Here is a 16,278-nt window from a genome sequence, read left to right on the forward strand (position 1 = left end):
CCTAAATTAAATATTTGAAGTATAAAAATAAAACTTGCGAATTGCAGAAGCGGCTTGCATTTTTTATCGTTTAAACACTATTTTGCTGTATGAAAAGAATTCTCATCATTGATGATGAAGTGAATGTTGCCTTGTTGTTGTCAAAATTTCTAACACGAAATGGCTTTGATGTGGTTACCGCTTCAAACGGGGCCAACGGCCTCGAGAGTTTAAAGAACGGAGAATTTAACCTCGTACTGTGCGATTACAGGTTAGACGATACCGACGGCCGCGAAATGCTCCGTCATATTAAAACCAACTACCCTAAAACCGGTGTAATTATAATAACCGGTTATTCTGATATAAAAATGGCTGTTGAGCTCATAAAAATGGGCGCTTACGATTATATCACCAAGCCATTGTACCCTGATGAGATATTAAACACCATCAACAAGGCTATTGAAACGCAGTATGCGCTTGCTGAGGCTGAAGAGGAACAACTACCGGTTGCTGCGCCCGAAAAATCTGCAGCGCAAAAAAACGGTAAAAAACATTTAATGGGTGGCGAGTTTGTGGTGGGCACCAGCCGCGCTTCAAAAGAGCTTGCCCGGCAGATTGACCTGGTTGCCCCAACCGGTTACAGCGTTATTATATTGGGCGAAAGCGGTACCGGTAAAGAAGCCGTTGCCAAAAGCATACACGCGGCCAGCCCGAGGGCTAACAAACCGTTTATTGCCATGGATTGCGGCTCGCTTACTAAGGAGTTGGCCGCAAGTGAATTCTTCGGTCACGAAAAAGGATCATTTACCGGGGCTTTGTATACCAAGATAGGTCACTTCGAGATGGCCAATGGCGGTACGCTGTTTTTGGATGAAGTGGGTAACCTCTCTTATGATATACAGGCTGCCTTATTACGTACGGTGCAGGAACGTAAGGTAAAACGTATTGGCAGCACCAAAGAAATTGACCTGGATGTACGTATTATAGTAGCTACCAACGAAAACCTGCAGGAAGGCATTAACAAAGGCCGTTTCCGTGAGGATTTATACCATCGCTTTAACGAGTTTGCCATCTACATGCCGCCGCTGCGCGATCGCGGGCAGGATATTATAGCCCTCGCTGAGCATTTTTTGCATATGGCTAATGATGAGTTAGGGCGCAACGTTACCGCTTTCTCTGAGGAAGTGGTGGAATGTTTTATGAATTACCGCTGGCCCGGCAATATCCGCGAGCTGAAAAATATTGTACGCCGTGCTACCCTGCTTACCGAAGGTGGTGAGGTGCCGCTGAAGGCGCTGCCGCTGGAATTGTCCAATTATAAAATGCCTGTGCTCGATACCGTGCCTCTTGCAAACGGAGCAACACAGCAAACCCCTGCACCGGAAGTTAAAGAGGTTAAACATAACCTGAAAAATGCCGCACTTGAAGCGGAATACGAAACCATTTTGCGTGTACTGCGCGAAGTGAACTTTAATAAAACCCGCGCGGCCGAGATACTTAAGATTGACAGGAAGACGCTTTACAACAAAATGAAGGCGATTAACGCCGGTAAATAACAATGGCCGAAGGTACAGAACAGCCTGATGAAGCCCTGAGCTTGCTTAGGCACGATGTAAACAATCAACTCTCAAACATAAATCTCTGCCTTGAGCAATTGAAGTACGAGGTAACTGACCCTACCGAAGACTATCGTTTTTACCTTGAAGCGATAGCCATAAGCTGCAAAAAAATACAGGAGTTGATGGCCGTAAAGCAGTAATCAATAAACTTAGAGAATTTGTAAAACATTTTGCCCTTTTTGCTTATTAGGATAGCGTTCGCTTTCACCTTTTTTTCGCATGTCCGTTTTTAGTTATAAGCAGCGTAACAATATCATATTGGTCAGCATTATTGTGCTTGGCTGCTTTTTGTTATATGCTTTAAGCGGATTGTTCAGCTCCATACTGGGCGCGGTGGTACTTTATACCATATTTAGATCGACATACATTTACCTGGTTGAAAAACGCGGACTCAACGGCCCTATTGTGGCGGTGGGCGTTATCGTGGTATCGCTTATTGTAATCGTTATACCTTTCCTGCTGCTCAGTTTTATGGTGATCAATAAAATTGCTGAGCTTAGTTCTGATACACTGTTGCTGCAACGGTGGTTCAGGAAGATAGATGCTTTCACCGATGCCAATTTAAACAAGCCGAATTTCGCTGAAGAAGCGGTACAAAAATTAAGTAATTACGCCACTGAGCTGTTTCCGTCGCTTATAATCGTCCCTGCAAACATCATCATAACACTGCTGTTCATGTACTTCATTTTATATTTTATGTTTGTACAGATGCGAAGCTTTGAGGCTGGCCTTTTGCGATACGCGCCCGTGCGCGAGCAGCACGCTTTAAAATTCGCGCAGGAGCTGCGCAACTCCACTTATTCCAACGTTTTGGGGCAGGGCATTATATCAATAGTGCAAGGTGTATTGCTGGCAAATGGTTTTTGGATATTTGGTATACCCGACCCGATTTTCTGGGGCGTTATAGGTACTTTTATCTCGTTTTTACCTGTTGTAGGTGCGCCGACCCTCACCATACCTGCCGGACTTTTATTAATGGCCGACGGGCATGCCATAAAGGGTGTGGTGCTGATTGCGTACGGCGTGCTGTTTATCGGCAATGTTGATAACGTTTTGCGTATGGCCATCAACAAACGCATTGCCAATACGCATCCGCTGATATCGTTAGTAGGTGTGTTCATCGGTCTGCCCCTATTTGGTATTCTGGGTTTGGTATTTGGCCCTTTGCTGTTATCGTATTTTCTGCTGCTGGTTGAAATTTACCAAACCAACCGTATGGCTGCCGAGCGCCTGGAGCGCATACGCACCGGGCCGGATCTTTAAATTATTTTCAAGTGCTGTAAACTATATAGGGCAAAAAACGGTTAAATAATTACATATTTAGTCGTCAAAAATGATGTATTGCCTTATTGGCAAAGTATTTAATTAATTTTTAAAACAAAATAGTCAACTTGAAAATTTATAGGATATGAACGACAACACAAAAACAGTAGTTGCCTTGCTGGCAGGATTAGCGGCAGGCGCGGCATTAGGGTTATTATTTGCCCCTGATAAAGGCTCTGAAACCCGTGACAAACTCAGCGATTCATTAAAAAACCTTGGCGATTCAATTAAAGACACAGCTGCTGCCGAAATTGATAACCTGGTAGGTTTTAAAGACAGGGTTGTTCAAAATATCAAAACAAAAATTAAAGGTGCTGAAGAAGAGTACCAGGACGACCTGGAGCACGCATAAATACAAGTTTACCGGCCCCGTTTAGCGGGGCCTTTAAATACTACCTACTACCGCTAACCTATGGAAGAAAAAAAAGATACTGCGACAGCCCAGCCGATTATTGATCAGCTGAAGGAATATGCCGAAACCCGCTTTACCCTGGCCAAGTACAAGGCTATTGAAAAGGGAACGTCAATCATTGCCAGCATTATAATTGATCTGATTGTTGTTGTAATCGCAGCAGTAACCTTCTTATTCGCGAGTTTTACACTGGCATTATTCCTGGCGGACGTATTTGCTTCCTACTGGAAAGGCTTTGGTGCCGTGGCGGGTTTCTATCTGATTATAGTCATCATCATTCTGGCAGCAAAGGGTAGCTTTGAAAAGCCGATAATTAATGGTTTCATCAAAAAAATCTTCAAATAAAGCAATGGCTGGCATTCCAATTAAAAATATCGACGACTTGAGAAGTGAAATTGCAAGGCTTACAATTGCTGAAGATGTTCAATCATCGGCATTAAAACTGCGCTTTAGCAGCCCTTCTGCTTTATTTGCTACCGCGCTGTCCATCTTCCCGAAATCAGCAACGCTTGACGGTGTTAAGGGGGCGGGTTTTTTTAAGCAGGATTTTTTAGGCCTTATCTCACGTTTCCTGTTACCGTTAACGCTTAACAAAACCCTGTTTAAAAGCTCAAACTTTTTGGTTAAGGCACTGGTAAGCGTTATCTCGCAAAAGGCATCAACCTATATCAGCGAAGATTCTGTTACAGGTGTTTGGGGTAAAGTGAAAGGCTTGTTCAATAACATCGTTAAAAAGAAGCAGCCTGGAGTTGTTGCCGAAACGGTTGTTGTACCGCCAAACCCTACAGCCCCGCCATATACCGAAACTTACTAATCAGTATTATAGCATGAGCCACATTTGCTAATGGCAACAGCGAAAGTTATTTTTGTACCTTAATATTTTTAAGTGGGTAAAGATAAATTACGCAGGTTTGCCGAGGTGGCAACCTTTAGCAATGTTTTGCAATTAGACGAAGGTAAGGTAATGCAAGGCCAATGGACTGCAGCCTTTTTCAAGAACGAAAACCCGGTGGTGCTTGAACTGGCCTGTGGCAAAGGAGAGTACACCGTGAACCTGGCCACCATGTTTCCGGATAAGAATTTTATCGGCATTGATTATAAGGGTAACCGCATTTGGCGTGGCGCTAAAACAGCCATTGAAGAGGGCGTGGCCAACGTAGGTTTTCTGCGCATACAAATTGAAACCATTTTGGATTATTTTGCACCCGGCGAGGTTGACGAGATCTGGATCACTTTCCCGGATCCGCAACCACAGCTAAGCCGCGAAAAAAAGCGTTTAACCTCACCTCGTTTTCTCGAGAAATATAAGCAGATACTTAAGCCGGGCGGATTCATCAACCTAAAAACGGATAATGACGATTTACACGCTTACACTGTCGAAAAGATTGCAGAACTGAGTTTAAAGCTGCACGTTCGTACCGAGGACTTATATAAGTCGGAATATGCCGATGAAGTGCTTTCTATCAAAACCTATTACGAGCGTAAGTACTTGCAGGACAACAAAAACATCAATTACCTGAAATTCTCCTTTTAACAATACATGGCCGAAGAGAACTTTTTTGACCGGGTGTATGAGGTAGTGCGGCAAATACCGGCCGGGCGGGTAACCTCATACGGCGCTATCGCCAATTACTTAGGTACAAAACGTTCGGCCAGGGTAGTAGGTTATGCCATGGGTGCCTCGGGCGCGGCTTATTCGCCGGTTCCCGCGCACCGGGTAGTAAATAGTCAGGGCCTGCTTACGGGTAAATTCCATTTCGCTTCTTTCGACCTGATGGAGCAAATGCTGGCCAGTGAAGGCATCATGGTTGAAGACAACAAGATCCTGAATTTTAAAGAAGTTTTCTGGGATCCAACTGTCGAGCTCGGGTTTGACTAATTTATATAATTAGAAATTATTTAAACTATTGGTAAATAGTTGTGTTTTTAAATAAACATCTATTTATGAAAAAGTTGATAACAATAGTTTGCATAGGCGTTGCTTTATCCGCAGCCTCATGCGGGGGTACCAATACTAATGAGGCGGGTGGTGATACATCTGTTTCAGATACCTTACAAAATGATTCCGTAATACGTGGCGGTATGGATACAAGCAGTACCGGCATTGATAACTCAGGCAACGGCGGCGTTGACCACTTACCAAGTACTAATGCCGATTCGGCTACAACACAACAATAAGTTTATGAAAAAATATATTTTGATTGCCGGGTTTGCTATGAGCATAGCATTCTCGGCCTGCGGTGGCGGCGAACAGAAAGAAGAGGTTGCAACAGATACTACGGCGGTAAGCGAAGCTGATTCAACCGGAATACCTGATGACACATTAACAGACAAGGGAGCAGGAACTGACCCGGAAGTAGGCCGAAGTAGCCCGGATGCTGTGAAACCGGACGGAGGCGAGCCCGGCGGTAACGGCGATGGCGAGAAAACCGGGACTGACGGTGGCGACAAGCAATAAGAATTAAAAAGCCCTTTGCAGCATGCAAGGGGCCTTTTACATTGATTTATTGAACTGTATCTTGTTGATAATCATGTTAATGTTAACAAATAAATAACCGCTTATTCATATAAATATGAAATGTTATGGCTTATTTTTATTGACCTAACAAAGGGTCACTATAAATTATACCTAAAAACATTTTATATGACCTGGAGAAAATTTAGCGGCGAAGTGATCCAAACGCCCATCCTCGAAGAAGTTGAACACGCCATTGAACGTGAAACTGAATTAGGCAACAAACTTAAAGTATGCATTGGTACCGATTCGCAGGTAAAAGGCGCGGTTACTGATTTTGCTACCGTAATCGTTTTCATCCGTGAGCAACGCGGCGGGTTTATGTTCATTCACCAGGAACGTACATCACAAAAAATGAGTATTAAAGAGCGTATGCTTACCGAGGTGCAAAAATCAATTGATACAGCGTACCGGCTTTGCGACTTGCTCGACCTGTACGATGTTGAACTTGAAGTGCATGCCGACATTAATACTAACCCGATGTTTAAAAGTAACCAGGCGCTGCACGAGGCTATGGGCTACATTTTAAGCATGGGCTTTGTATTTAAGGCAAAACCGGAGGCTTTCGCGAGTTCGTATTGTGCAAATAAAATGGTGCAATAATTCAGCCGTTTATACCTTAAGCTTTGAAGCCGGGTTAAACCGGATTGCCCGGGCAATTTGAAGGCAAACGGTTATGGCCACAATCGCTATCGAAATAAACAACGCCATGGCAAACGGTGTGAAGGAAACATGAATGCGATAAGCAAATGTTTCCAGCCAGCGGTTAGTTATAAGCAATGATACCGGCCAGGCAATGAGGTTAGCTGTTATCACTACATAAACAAAAGGCTTGCTTAGTGTAAAAAGCAACTGGGCGCTGTTTGCACCCAGCACTTTGCGGATAGTGATCTCCTTCATCCGTAAACGGATAGCCTGCGCTGCCGAAGCAAAGAAACCCAATGATGCTATAAATACAGCCAGCGCCGAAAAATAAATGAGCACAGAACGTAACTGTTCCTGTTTGGTAAACAGTTTGCCGTATGTTTCATCCAGGAAATGATAATTGAAGTTGTCGCCATCCAGTTTGTTAATGTCGCTCCATTGCCGGTTTAGCGTAGCCAGCATGGCCGGTATAGCTTTGCTTTCCGCGCTGATCATGATTTGCGTTTTCAGCAAATTGCAACCGGCGTTCATCAGGTATATGGTGGGCTGTATGCCGCTTTCAAACCCATTGGCTTTAACATCCTTTACTACGCCTATAACTTTGTAATTACCCCCGCATCCTTCTACTATAGCGCCAAGCGGGTTGTTAAGTGCCATAGCTTTTGCTGCTGTTTCATTGATTACCGCGTTGGCAGAGTCGGCCTTAAAAGTCGACGAGAAGAACTGCCCCGCTTTTAACCCGATATTTAAGGTTTCAAAATAGTTATATCCTACACCAATGGTTTGCAGGGAGTACGCTTTGTTTTTTACATTGTATTCATATGATGCGGGCACGTAACCTCCCGGCACATTTGAAGCTACGCTCACGTTTTTTACACCCGTTATCGCTTTAATGCGGTTACTCACAGATGTAAACTTATCCGGATGATTATAGATGCCGAGGTTTTCGATATATACCACCTGTTTAGCGGTAAAGCCCGTGTCTTCAGTTTTCATATAATTTACCTGCTGATTGATAACGATCAGCGTGATCACGAAACCTATAGCAAAGGTAAACTGCAAGGCGGTAATGCCATTTCTCACCCACAAAAAGGCATCTTTACCAACAAATTGGTTTCCTCTTAACACTTCTATCGGTTTAAAACCAGCCATTATGATTGCGGGGTAAACGCCTGCCAACAGTGTGAGTCCCAATAGAGCCGCTACCAGTTGGATGATGACATTCAGGCTGATATTAGTAATAAGCAGATTTATACTCAATACCTGATTAAAGTCAGGCAGGCCCACCGCAACAATCACAAAAGCAAGGGTTAAAGCCGACAGGCACTGCAAAAATATCTCCGTTAAAAACTGTACGATAATTTGATGCTTTACTATGCCGTTCACCTTTTTTATGCCAACTTCTTTTGAGCGCTTATTGGCTTGCGAAACATATAGATTAGTGAAGTTAACGCCCGTTACAATCAGTATTATAAGCGCCAATATTACCAGGCTTTTCACAATCTGTGCATTAACCTGTGAGCCATAATGTGGCTTTAGGTGCAGGTTTTTTAAAGGATCTAAATAGATTGCCGGTTTGGTTGATGACAAGGTGATTGATTGTTTTGCCACCTGGCTGGTATCGGCTTGTACAGCCTCTTTATACACCTTGTCGATTTTTTCGGAAAGCTGTTCAACGTTTGCACCTGGCCGTACCAGAATATAAGTTTGATATATCTGGTTGGCGTAGCTTTGATCTTTACCTTGGGTAATATCCTTATCAAAGCCGATACAGTCGAAGTTGAGATTAGTATTTCCTGGTGCTTCTTCTGCCACGCCCGCTACGATCATCGGCATGCCATTTTTCGACATCATGTTTACCGTTTTGTTCTGCACCAAACTATCATGCGGAAAAAGCGTTGCAGCCGTTTGTTCAGAAAGTAAAACCGTAGTGGTCGGACTCGCTGAATTCAGGTTAAAACCTTTGGGTTTTATACCTAATATTTTAGCGATGGAGTAATCGGCGCCTATCCATTTTCTGATCATAAAGCGCCCGTTAGGTGTGTGGAAAGGCAGTTGATATAAAGCTGTGTTCATTCGCCCGGTTTCCTCTACTTCGGGGCATTGAGCTTTTATTTCTGCCGCCAGTTTGCCGGGCGTATAGGCCGATGGGCCGTTGGGCATTTCACGCTCTACCAAAAATATGCGGTCAATGTTTTTGTTCCAGGTATCGTAGCTGGTTTCGTTATCAACATACAGGGTAACGGCGATAAAGGCTGCCAGCCCTAACGCAAGTCCGGCAATATTTAAAAGGTTATACCATTTGCCTTTTAAAAAAGTGCGCAGTGCTATTTTAATGTCGATACCGGTCATGCGGAAAAATAAAGGTTAGTTAATGCTTAATCGGCACATAATTTAAGCCAATATATAATTTATTATTAATCAGCAAGATTTAGTTGAGTTAAGTGTTCGATAACGAACGGTGCGTTCGCTTTTGTGGTACAGGTTGTTTTATTTGCCGGGCGCAACCATTCTTAAATTTGCTTGTTATTAGCATTGTGAAAACATATACCTTAATATGGGAGCAAGCCATCCCGATTTCGCATGCTGAGGCATGGGACTTTTTTTCTTCGCCACTTAATTTAGCTAAAATCGCCCCGCCGGGCATGGGCTTCGTCATCACGTCCGACTTTACGGAGCGTACCAAAATGTACGAGGGTATGCTGATTTCTTATAACATATCGCCTTTATTCGGCATAAAAATGCGCTGGACGACAGAGATCACCCACATCGCCCATGATAAAAGCTATTTTATTGATGAACAACGTTTCGGGCCGTACGCCATGTGGCACCATGAGCACCATTTCAGGGAGATTGATGGCGGCATCCACATGACCGACAGGCTCACCTATGCTATACCTTACGGCGCGGCAGGTACCATAGCCAACAAAGTATTGGTACGCAAAAAGGTGAACGATATTTTCAGCTATCGCGAAAAGGCCATCGAAAAACTATTCGGTAAACTCTGACCTATTGAATGAGCACCGACTTGTTCTCAGGGTTCTTCTTCGGGTTTTTGATCAGGAAGTCTGACTTGCGGATGTAATGGTTCAGCGGCTCCTCAACCAGTTTGTACAGGATGATGGAGATGATGTTTAATATCACAAAAGCGTACAGCAGGTTGATCGGATCGTTCTCAAAGGGCGAGTACCAATCCTTACCCCATTTGTCATACAGTTCAAAGGCATAATCATTGGCATGGTTAAACCAGCCGTGCAGCAGGTTATACATCCAGCCCAGGTGTACAAGGTAAAATATGTACGAGCTTTTGCCCAATAGCTCAACAAATTTATTGGCTAATATTTTTTTGAGAATGGTGGTTTCAGTAAGTAAGCCGTAAAAAAACAAGGCTATGCAAACAGGCAGCAGGTAGTTGTTAGTAAAAATACCTACCGGGCTTTGCAAGCCGGTAGGCCAGCCCTTTGCCGGCGTTTGCAGGGCCATTAAATAAACACAGGCAAACATTAACAAGAAGCCCAGGTAAGAGTATTTTACTTTGTTAGTGCGCACAAAACCTTTACCTAAAACATAAAGGGCCAATTGCATACCTACAAAAAATTCAAAGCATCGCCCTAAAAAGGTGAACAGCATCATAAAGGTGAAGTTGCCAAAAAAGCCATACCAATCTACCCGGCTGAATACTACCACCAGCAGCACCCCCAAGCCGGTTATAATGGCCGGTTGCAGCCAGAACTTACGGTAACGCTGCATAATAAAAAACGCGAAAGGGGCCGAAAAGTAAAAGCACTCCTCAACCGTGAGCGACCAGCCCTGGGCTATGCCTGTATCCCAAAAGTTATAAAAAAAGCCGCGTATAAAGGTGATGTTCATGGCCAGCATGGCGTATGGGTTGTAGCCCTTTGTAATGCTTTGATCGCCTGTGGCAAAAAAATATACAAACGCGCCGATAGTAAGTAAGGCATACATGGGGTATATGCGCGCCACACGATTTTTAAGGTATTGCTTAAACCAATCCTTAGTTAAATGAAAATTATTATAGTACCGGTAAGTGATCAAAAAACCTGATAAAACAAAAAATATGGTTACCCCGATGTGGAATTCCCCAAAGAAGCGTTGCCCAATTTGGGAAAAATTTTCACCAAAAACGTAGAAATAATGGGATACAAACACGAGGTAGGCAGCAAGCGCGCGTACGCCGGTTAACGCCGGAAAATAGTTTTGCAAGCGGTTTTGTGACAAAGCAGTACTTTATTTAGGGTTACGTCAATAGTTTAAACAACTATTGCTGCAAACGGAATACCATAGATAACCCGGCATGGCGCTTATGACTCACACTGTCATTGCTGCGCTGGACTTCCCTCTCTACTCAACGTAGAGAGGGAGTTTAAAGACCATCATAATAAAACAAATAAATAGCCCCTCTCTGTTTGCAGAGAGGGGGCAGGGGGAGAGTGAATCTTTTCGCAGCAGACAGGGATGTCCAGCGCAGGCAGGGGTGAGTCACTTACAAGGCCGAACCCTGTATTATACCTCTATCCAAAATCTTTTTATCAATATAATACTGTATTTCTGATTTTTTGAGTTGCCAGTTAGGGGCTATCAGTAGTTCACGGTCACTTAGGCCAAACAGGCGCTGCACTACCACATCCGGGCGAACGATTGGTAACAGCTCGCATAAAAACTCGGCATAATCATCAAGGGTAAACAGCTTGAACGGGTCGCGTTTATATTTAACACCCATTACCGAGCCTTCAACTATATGCAGATGATGGAACTTGACGAACTTAATTTGCGGGTGACGGTTTATCTCGTCGGCATAGCGCAGCATCATCTCGCGTGTTTCCCAGGGGAAGCCGAAAATGGTGTGCACACAAATATCCAGCTTGCTGTTTTCCACCAGTTTCAGGGCATTCAGCAGGTCCTCATGTGTACAACCACGATTGATCTGGTTCAGGGTATCATTGTAAATAGATTCCATACCCATTTCCAGGTCAACATCAAATCGGTCGGTATAGCTTTCAAGTAAGGCTATCTTTTCAGCGTCAATACAATCGGGCCGGGTACCAACTGAGAGGCCAACAATATTTTCGGTGTTGATGCTTAGCGCCTCATCATACATCATTTTTAAATAATGCGTAGGGGCGTAGGTATTGGTGTTGGGCTGAAAGTAAATAATAAACTTATCGGCCTTATTACCCTTGATGGCGCGTTCCATACCTTGCTCAACCTGCTCGCGTAAATTAGGCGTACTGCGTGATACTGATGGCGTAAACGAATCAACATTGCAATAGGTGCAGCCGCCGTAGCCTTTTGAGCCATCGCGGTTGGGGCAGGTAAAACCACCGTCAACAATTACCTTGAACACGCGCTGCCCGGCATATTTTTCGCGCAACCATGCACCATAGTTGTTGTAACCCTTAAATCCCTGTTTTACTTCTGCTGTTTCCACTTATCTATTATTGCAACGTAAACTAATGTGAACAACAAAGATACGAATAATGCATTGATGATGCAGCCGGGTAAAATAATGGCAATGTCTGTAAAAGAAAAAATAATTAATTTTCCACCATGCTTAACCACATCGAAGAGGATAAAACTTTTACTGCCCTGGCAAGCCTTGCCGGCACGGTGCAAACGTTTGATAACTGTATGTTTATTGATTGCGAACTGCCCGGTGCCGATCTGTCAAGCATTACTTTTATCAACTGCCGGTTTGAGCGGTGCAACCTTGAAAGGGCGGTCATTTTTAAAACCGGCTTTCAGGATGCCTTTTTTAAGGATTGTAATGTTAATGGTGTGGATTTTAGCAAGGCGCTCGATTTTTTATTCGGAGCGGGTTTTGAGGGATGCACCCTTAATAACGCTATTTTCTACAAAAAGAAAAATAAGGGCGCGCGGTTTACCGATTGCTCCTTAAAGGAAGCTGACCTTACCGAGTGCGACCTTACTGATGCCCTATTTGCCAACTGCGATCTGCACCGTGCTGTATTTAGTTATACTATCCTTAAAAATGCTGATCTGCGTACCTCCTATAATTACATTATCGATCCGGATGAGAACACGCTGAAAAAGACCCGCTTTACGGTGCATGGTTTGCCGGGTTTATTAGCTAAATATGATCTTAGGATTGAGGGATAATTTTTTTCTCTATCCCTGCACAACTAACCCATTAGTTTGAGCGTTAATGTGGCATATATAAACCTTATGCTTAAAACGCTGCTACTTGTATTGGCCCTTACCCTTGGTTTTCCACAAACAGATAGGCAAAGTGTCTGCAACAAAATAAACGCGCTTAATACCAGGGTGCTTAACGGTACAATTGATCGTAAGGCAGCGGTAGCCCAATTTGGTGTATGGATAAAACAACTGAATGCTGTTACTGCAGCCGGTAAACATGCGCAATGGGTGTTTCCGCTAAAGGGCTATCGCGCTAATGCCATAGGAGGGGTAAATGGCAACGGTTACATTTTTAAAGGGTATAGTTACCTGGATGGTAATAAACATAAGGCACATCCGGCGCATGATGTTTTTATAACAGATCGTGATCAGAATGATCTGGACGACCGCACTAATAAGCCTGTTGATGTGCTGAGCGTTGATGATGGCGTAGTAATAGCTTGTAGCAATATTTGGGATGCGGGCAGCACCCTGCGTGGCGGAAAGTACATTTGGGTATATCATCCGCAATATAACTATGTTACCTACTATGCGCACAACAGGGAGTTGTTTGTAAAGCCGGGCGACGAAGTAAAGCAAGGCCAAAAAATAGCCGAGGTCGGTCGTACCGGTTTCAGCGCTTATAGAAAGCGTTCGCCTACGCATTTGCATTTTTCGGCATTCTCATTAGCTGATAATGTTCCGGTACCATTTAATCCATATAGTAAACTGGTAAACGCTGCACGTTTATGAAACACCTTATCACTACTGCACTGATCGTTACTTCAGCATTTGCATTTAATGCCGGAATTACGGAACGCTTTAAACCGAACGATGGCTTTAAACGGGTGCAACCAGCCGCCGGTACGTTTGGTGCCTGGTTGCAAAAACTACCGTTAAAGCCAGCGGGTACACATGCAATAACCTATCAGGGCAATATAGCCCGAACTGATGCATACACCGCCGCTGTGGTTGATATGAGCATTGGCAAGCAGGATCTGCAACAATGCGCCGATGCGGTTATGCGATTGCGCGGCGAGTACCTGCATCAACAGAAAAAGTATAATGATATCAGCTTTAACTTTACCAGCGGTTTTAAGTGCGATTATATTCACTTTGCCAATGGTTATCGGTATAGCGATGGTAAGTGGGTGAAGAAGGCTGCTAAGGATTACAGCTACGCCGGGTTTATAAAGTACATGAACCTGGTGTTCTCGTATGCGGGTACGCTGTCGTTAGACAAGGAGTTAAAACCTGTAACCAAAGCTGCCGATATTAAAGCGGGTGATGTGTTTATAAAGGGTGGTTCGCCGGGGCATTGTTTTATAGTGATGGATGTAGCTGCCGGCGCATCCGGCAAAAAGCAGTTTATGCTGGCACAGAGCTTTATGCCTGCCCAAAGCATACAGATACTGCGGGATGCTGACGGGCCCTGGTTTAGTTTAGACCAGGCTGCCGCCATCCCATACGGTGAACTGATCAACAGAATATATTTGAAACGATTTTAATGCGCGCATGGTAACATATTGCAAAATATTGCGTCAATTAGTAATATATTAAATAACTGAACCTATTTTATTATGAAGTTAACCCATTGGGCAATGCTTGCCTCGGTTGCTGTTTCGGCGGCGGCCTGTAACTCAAACAAAAAAGACGCTACCAGCGAACCACCCGCGCGTACCGTTTTTTTTGACAAAACCGCCATGGATACCACCGTTAAACCAGGCGACGACTTTTTCTCGTACGCCAGCGGTAGCTGGATGAAGAAAACCAAAATTCCACCATCTGAAACTGGTTGGGGTTCATTTTACACCCTGTATGATGATAACCAGAAAAACCTGCACCAGATATTGGAAGCCATTGCCAAACAAGGTAATGAGCAAGGTAGCACCGAGCAAAAGGTGGGCGATTTGTACACCAGCGGTATGGATACCGTAGCGATGGAAAAACTGGGTTACGATCCGATAAAACCGTTGCTTGCCAAAGTAAAGGCAGTTAAAGATCATAAAGAACTTATAGCCCTGGCTGCTGATGGTTACAAGGATGGCGACGGCTTTTTGTTAGGTTTTTATGTATCACCAGATGATAAAGAAAGCAGCAAAAACGTAGCGCATTTTGACCAGGCCGGTTTAAACCTGCCCAACCGCGATTATTATTTTGATAAGGATAAGGAAGCTATACGCAAGGCTTATGTAAAATACATAGCCAAATTGTTTGAATACACCGGCGAAACCCCGGCCAATGCCGCTAAAAAAGCTGAAGGCATATTGGCACTTGAAACGGCCATAGCTAAATCTCACCGCACCCCGGTTCAGCTGCGCGATCCTAATGCCAATTACAACAAGCTTGCCGTAGCTGATCTGCAAAAATCAGTACCTGATATTGATCTGAAAGATGTGTTTACCCGTATGCAGCTGAGTACAGATACAGTATTGGTTGGTCAGCCCGATTATTATAAGGCGCTGAACGGTTTACTTAAATCGCAGCCAATTGATGTATGGAAAGACAAGCTTGCCTTTAACGTGCTTAACGGAGCCGCTGGCGATCTGAGCAAGAAGTTCAGGGATGCAAGGTTTGATTTTTTCGGACGCACGTTATATGGCCAAAAGGAACAAAAAGAGCGTTGGAAAAATATGGCATCGCAGGTTGATGGCGGGCTGGGCGAGCTACTGGGCCAACTTTATGTAGAAAAATATTTTACACCCGAAGCCAAAGAGCGTATGCTTAAGCTGGTAAACAACCTGCAAGCTGTTTACAAAGATCGTATTGAAAAACTGGACTGGATGAGTCCGGAAACCAAGAAAAAGGCACTCGAAAAACTTAATTCGTTTGTAAAAAAGATTGGTTATCCCGACAAATGGAAGAACTACGATGATGTAGAGATCAGCAAGGATGCTTATTACAAAAACCTGCAGTCGATAGCTAAGCACGATTATAAGGAAATGATTGCCAAAGTGAACAAACCAGTTGATAAAACTGAGTGGGGCATGACACCGCCAACCGTAAATGCTTATTACAATCCGTCTTTCAACGAGATCGTTTTCCCGGCAGGTATCCTGCAGTTCCCTTTCTTTGATAAGAATGCTGATGATGCCATTAACTACGGCGCTATCGGCGCGGTTATCGGCCATGAAATGACCCATGGTTTTGATGATCAAGGTCGCCAGTATGATGCACAGGGTAACCTGAAGGATTGGTGGACTGCTGCCGACGCTGCCAAATTTAAAACCAAGGCGCAGGTGATGATCGATCAGTATAATAGCTTTACCGTGCTTGATGGCTTACATGTAAACGGTAGCCTTACGCAAGGCGAAAACCTGGCCGATATAGGCGGTGTAGCCATTGCTTACCAGGCATTTAAAAATACAGAGCAAGGTAAGGGAGATAAAAAGATTGACGGCTTTACGCCCGATCAGCGTTTCTTCCTGTCATATGCCCAGGTATGGCGCATAAAAAGCAGCGATGAAACCATGCGCGTGCGCATCAGTTCTGACCCGCACTCGCCTGAAATGTTCCGTGTAAACGGTGTGCTGGCAAATACTCCGGCATTTTACAAAGCCTTTAACGTGAAACCCGGCGACAAAATGTATCGCGCCGAAAAGGATCAGGTTAAAGTTTGGTAATGTGTT

At 44.1% G+C, this 16,278-nt stretch carries 19 protein-coding genes; 16 read left to right on the forward strand and 3 right to left on the reverse strand.

The window, feature by feature from the left end; all coding sequences use genetic code 11:
* The first annotated feature begins 89 nt into the window (after positions 1-89).
* The 11 genes from ABD960_RS00725 to ABD960_RS00775 all read left to right on the forward strand — a co-directional run bounded on the left by ABD960_RS00725 (position 90) and on the right by ABD960_RS00775 (position 6,451).
* Positions 90-1,535 (forward strand): sigma-54-dependent transcriptional regulator, encoded by a 1,446-nt coding sequence (locus tag ABD960_RS00725; RefSeq protein ID WP_345328913.1) that lies wholly within the window; start codon positions 90-92, stop codon positions 1,533-1,535.
* Positions 1,536-1,537: 2 nt separating this feature from the next.
* Positions 1,538-1,738, forward strand: coding sequence for a histidine kinase (locus tag ABD960_RS00730; RefSeq protein WP_345328914.1), 201 nt, complete (start codon positions 1,538-1,540; stop codon positions 1,736-1,738).
* Between the two features lie 79 nt (positions 1,739-1,817).
* Complete coding sequence (locus tag ABD960_RS00735; RefSeq protein ID WP_345328915.1) at positions 1,818-2,861, forward strand: AI-2E family transporter; 1,044 nt, start codon at positions 1,818-1,820, stop codon at positions 2,859-2,861.
* 145 nt (positions 2,862-3,006) lie between these two features.
* A complete protein-coding gene (locus tag ABD960_RS00740) occupies positions 3,007-3,273 on the forward strand; it encodes a YtxH domain-containing protein (RefSeq protein WP_232177125.1) in 267 nt (88 codons plus the stop codon).
* A gap of 60 nt (positions 3,274-3,333) precedes the next feature.
* Positions 3,334-3,678: a phage holin family protein gene (locus ABD960_RS00745; protein WP_345328916.1), complete on the forward strand. Its 345-nt coding sequence runs from the start codon at positions 3,334-3,336 to the stop codon at positions 3,676-3,678.
* Positions 3,679-3,682: 4 nt separating this feature from the next.
* Complete coding sequence (locus ABD960_RS00750; protein WP_345328917.1) at positions 3,683-4,147, forward strand: hypothetical protein; 465 nt, start codon at positions 3,683-3,685, stop codon at positions 4,145-4,147.
* A gap of 72 nt (positions 4,148-4,219) precedes the next feature.
* Positions 4,220-4,867 (forward strand): tRNA (guanosine(46)-N7)-methyltransferase TrmB, encoded by a 648-nt coding sequence (gene trmB / locus ABD960_RS00755; RefSeq protein WP_345328918.1) that lies wholly within the window; start codon positions 4,220-4,222, stop codon positions 4,865-4,867.
* 6 nt (positions 4,868-4,873) lie between these two features.
* Complete coding sequence (locus ABD960_RS00760; RefSeq protein WP_345328919.1) at positions 4,874-5,212, forward strand: MGMT family protein; 339 nt, start codon at positions 4,874-4,876, stop codon at positions 5,210-5,212.
* A gap of 65 nt (positions 5,213-5,277) precedes the next feature.
* Complete coding sequence (locus ABD960_RS00765) at positions 5,278-5,511, forward strand: hypothetical protein (protein WP_345328920.1); 234 nt, start codon at positions 5,278-5,280, stop codon at positions 5,509-5,511.
* A gap of 4 nt (positions 5,512-5,515) precedes the next feature.
* Positions 5,516-5,791, forward strand: a complete 276-nt coding sequence (locus tag ABD960_RS00770; RefSeq protein ID WP_345328921.1) for a hypothetical protein — start codon at positions 5,516-5,518, stop codon at positions 5,789-5,791.
* A 186-nt stretch (positions 5,792-5,977) separates the two neighbouring features.
* Positions 5,978-6,451, forward strand: coding sequence for a ribonuclease H-like YkuK family protein (locus tag ABD960_RS00775; protein ID WP_345328922.1), 474 nt, complete (start codon positions 5,978-5,980; stop codon positions 6,449-6,451).
* Positions 6,452-6,460: 9 nt separating this feature from the next.
* Here ABD960_RS00775 and ABD960_RS00780 read toward each other — a convergent pair whose 3' ends face one another.
* Positions 6,461-8,845 (reverse strand): ABC transporter permease, encoded by a 2,385-nt coding sequence (locus ABD960_RS00780; protein WP_345328923.1) that lies wholly within the window; start codon positions 8,843-8,845, stop codon positions 6,461-6,463.
* Between the two features lie 185 nt (positions 8,846-9,030).
* Between ABD960_RS00780 and ABD960_RS00785 the strand changes: the two genes are divergently transcribed.
* Positions 9,031-9,501 carry an SRPBCC family protein gene (locus ABD960_RS00785; protein ID WP_345328924.1) on the forward strand — a complete coding sequence of 157 codons (471 nt, stop codon included), beginning with the start codon at positions 9,031-9,033 and terminating at the stop codon, positions 9,499-9,501.
* A 1-nt stretch (position 9,502) separates the two neighbouring features.
* Here ABD960_RS00785 and ABD960_RS00790 read toward each other — a convergent pair whose 3' ends face one another.
* Together ABD960_RS00790 and mnmL are read right to left on the reverse strand one after the other, a co-directional pair.
* Entirely contained in the window at positions 9,503-10,732 is a 1,230-nt protein-coding gene (locus ABD960_RS00790) for an acyltransferase family protein (protein WP_345328925.1), read from the reverse strand.
* Between the two features lie 265 nt (positions 10,733-10,997).
* Positions 10,998-11,942 carry a tRNA modification radical SAM protein MnmL/YtqA gene (gene mnmL / locus ABD960_RS00795; RefSeq protein WP_345328926.1) on the reverse strand — a complete coding sequence of 315 codons (945 nt, stop codon included), beginning with the start codon at positions 11,940-11,942 and terminating at the stop codon, positions 10,998-11,000.
* 119 nt (positions 11,943-12,061) lie between these two features.
* Between mnmL and ABD960_RS00800 the strand changes: the two genes are divergently transcribed.
* The 4 genes from ABD960_RS00800 (at position 12,062) to ABD960_RS00815 (ending at position 16,272) form a co-directional block, all read left to right on the forward strand.
* Positions 12,062-12,631: a pentapeptide repeat-containing protein gene (locus tag ABD960_RS00800; RefSeq protein ID WP_345328927.1), complete on the forward strand. Its 570-nt coding sequence runs from the start codon at positions 12,062-12,064 to the stop codon at positions 12,629-12,631.
* A 66-nt stretch (positions 12,632-12,697) separates the two neighbouring features.
* The gene (locus ABD960_RS00805) at positions 12,698-13,402 is read left to right on the forward strand and encodes a M23 family metallopeptidase (RefSeq protein WP_345328928.1); all 705 of its coding nucleotides are present in this window, start codon (positions 12,698-12,700) and stop codon (positions 13,400-13,402) included.
* Entirely contained in the window at positions 13,399-14,157 is a 759-nt protein-coding gene (locus tag ABD960_RS00810) for a DUF4846 domain-containing protein (protein ID WP_345328929.1), read from the forward strand. Before ABD960_RS00805 ends, ABD960_RS00810 begins: the two co-directional genes overlap by 4 nt.
* Positions 14,158-14,229: 72 nt before the next feature.
* Positions 14,230-16,272: a M13 family metallopeptidase gene (locus ABD960_RS00815; protein ID WP_345328930.1), complete on the forward strand. Its 2,043-nt coding sequence runs from the start codon at positions 14,230-14,232 to the stop codon at positions 16,270-16,272.
* The last annotated feature ends 6 nt before the right edge of the window (positions 16,273-16,278 follow it).

Origin of the sequence: Mucilaginibacter defluvii, from assembly GCF_039543225.1 — a bacterium.
Lineage (GTDB): Bacteria > Bacteroidota > Bacteroidia > Sphingobacteriales > Sphingobacteriaceae > Mucilaginibacter > Mucilaginibacter defluvii.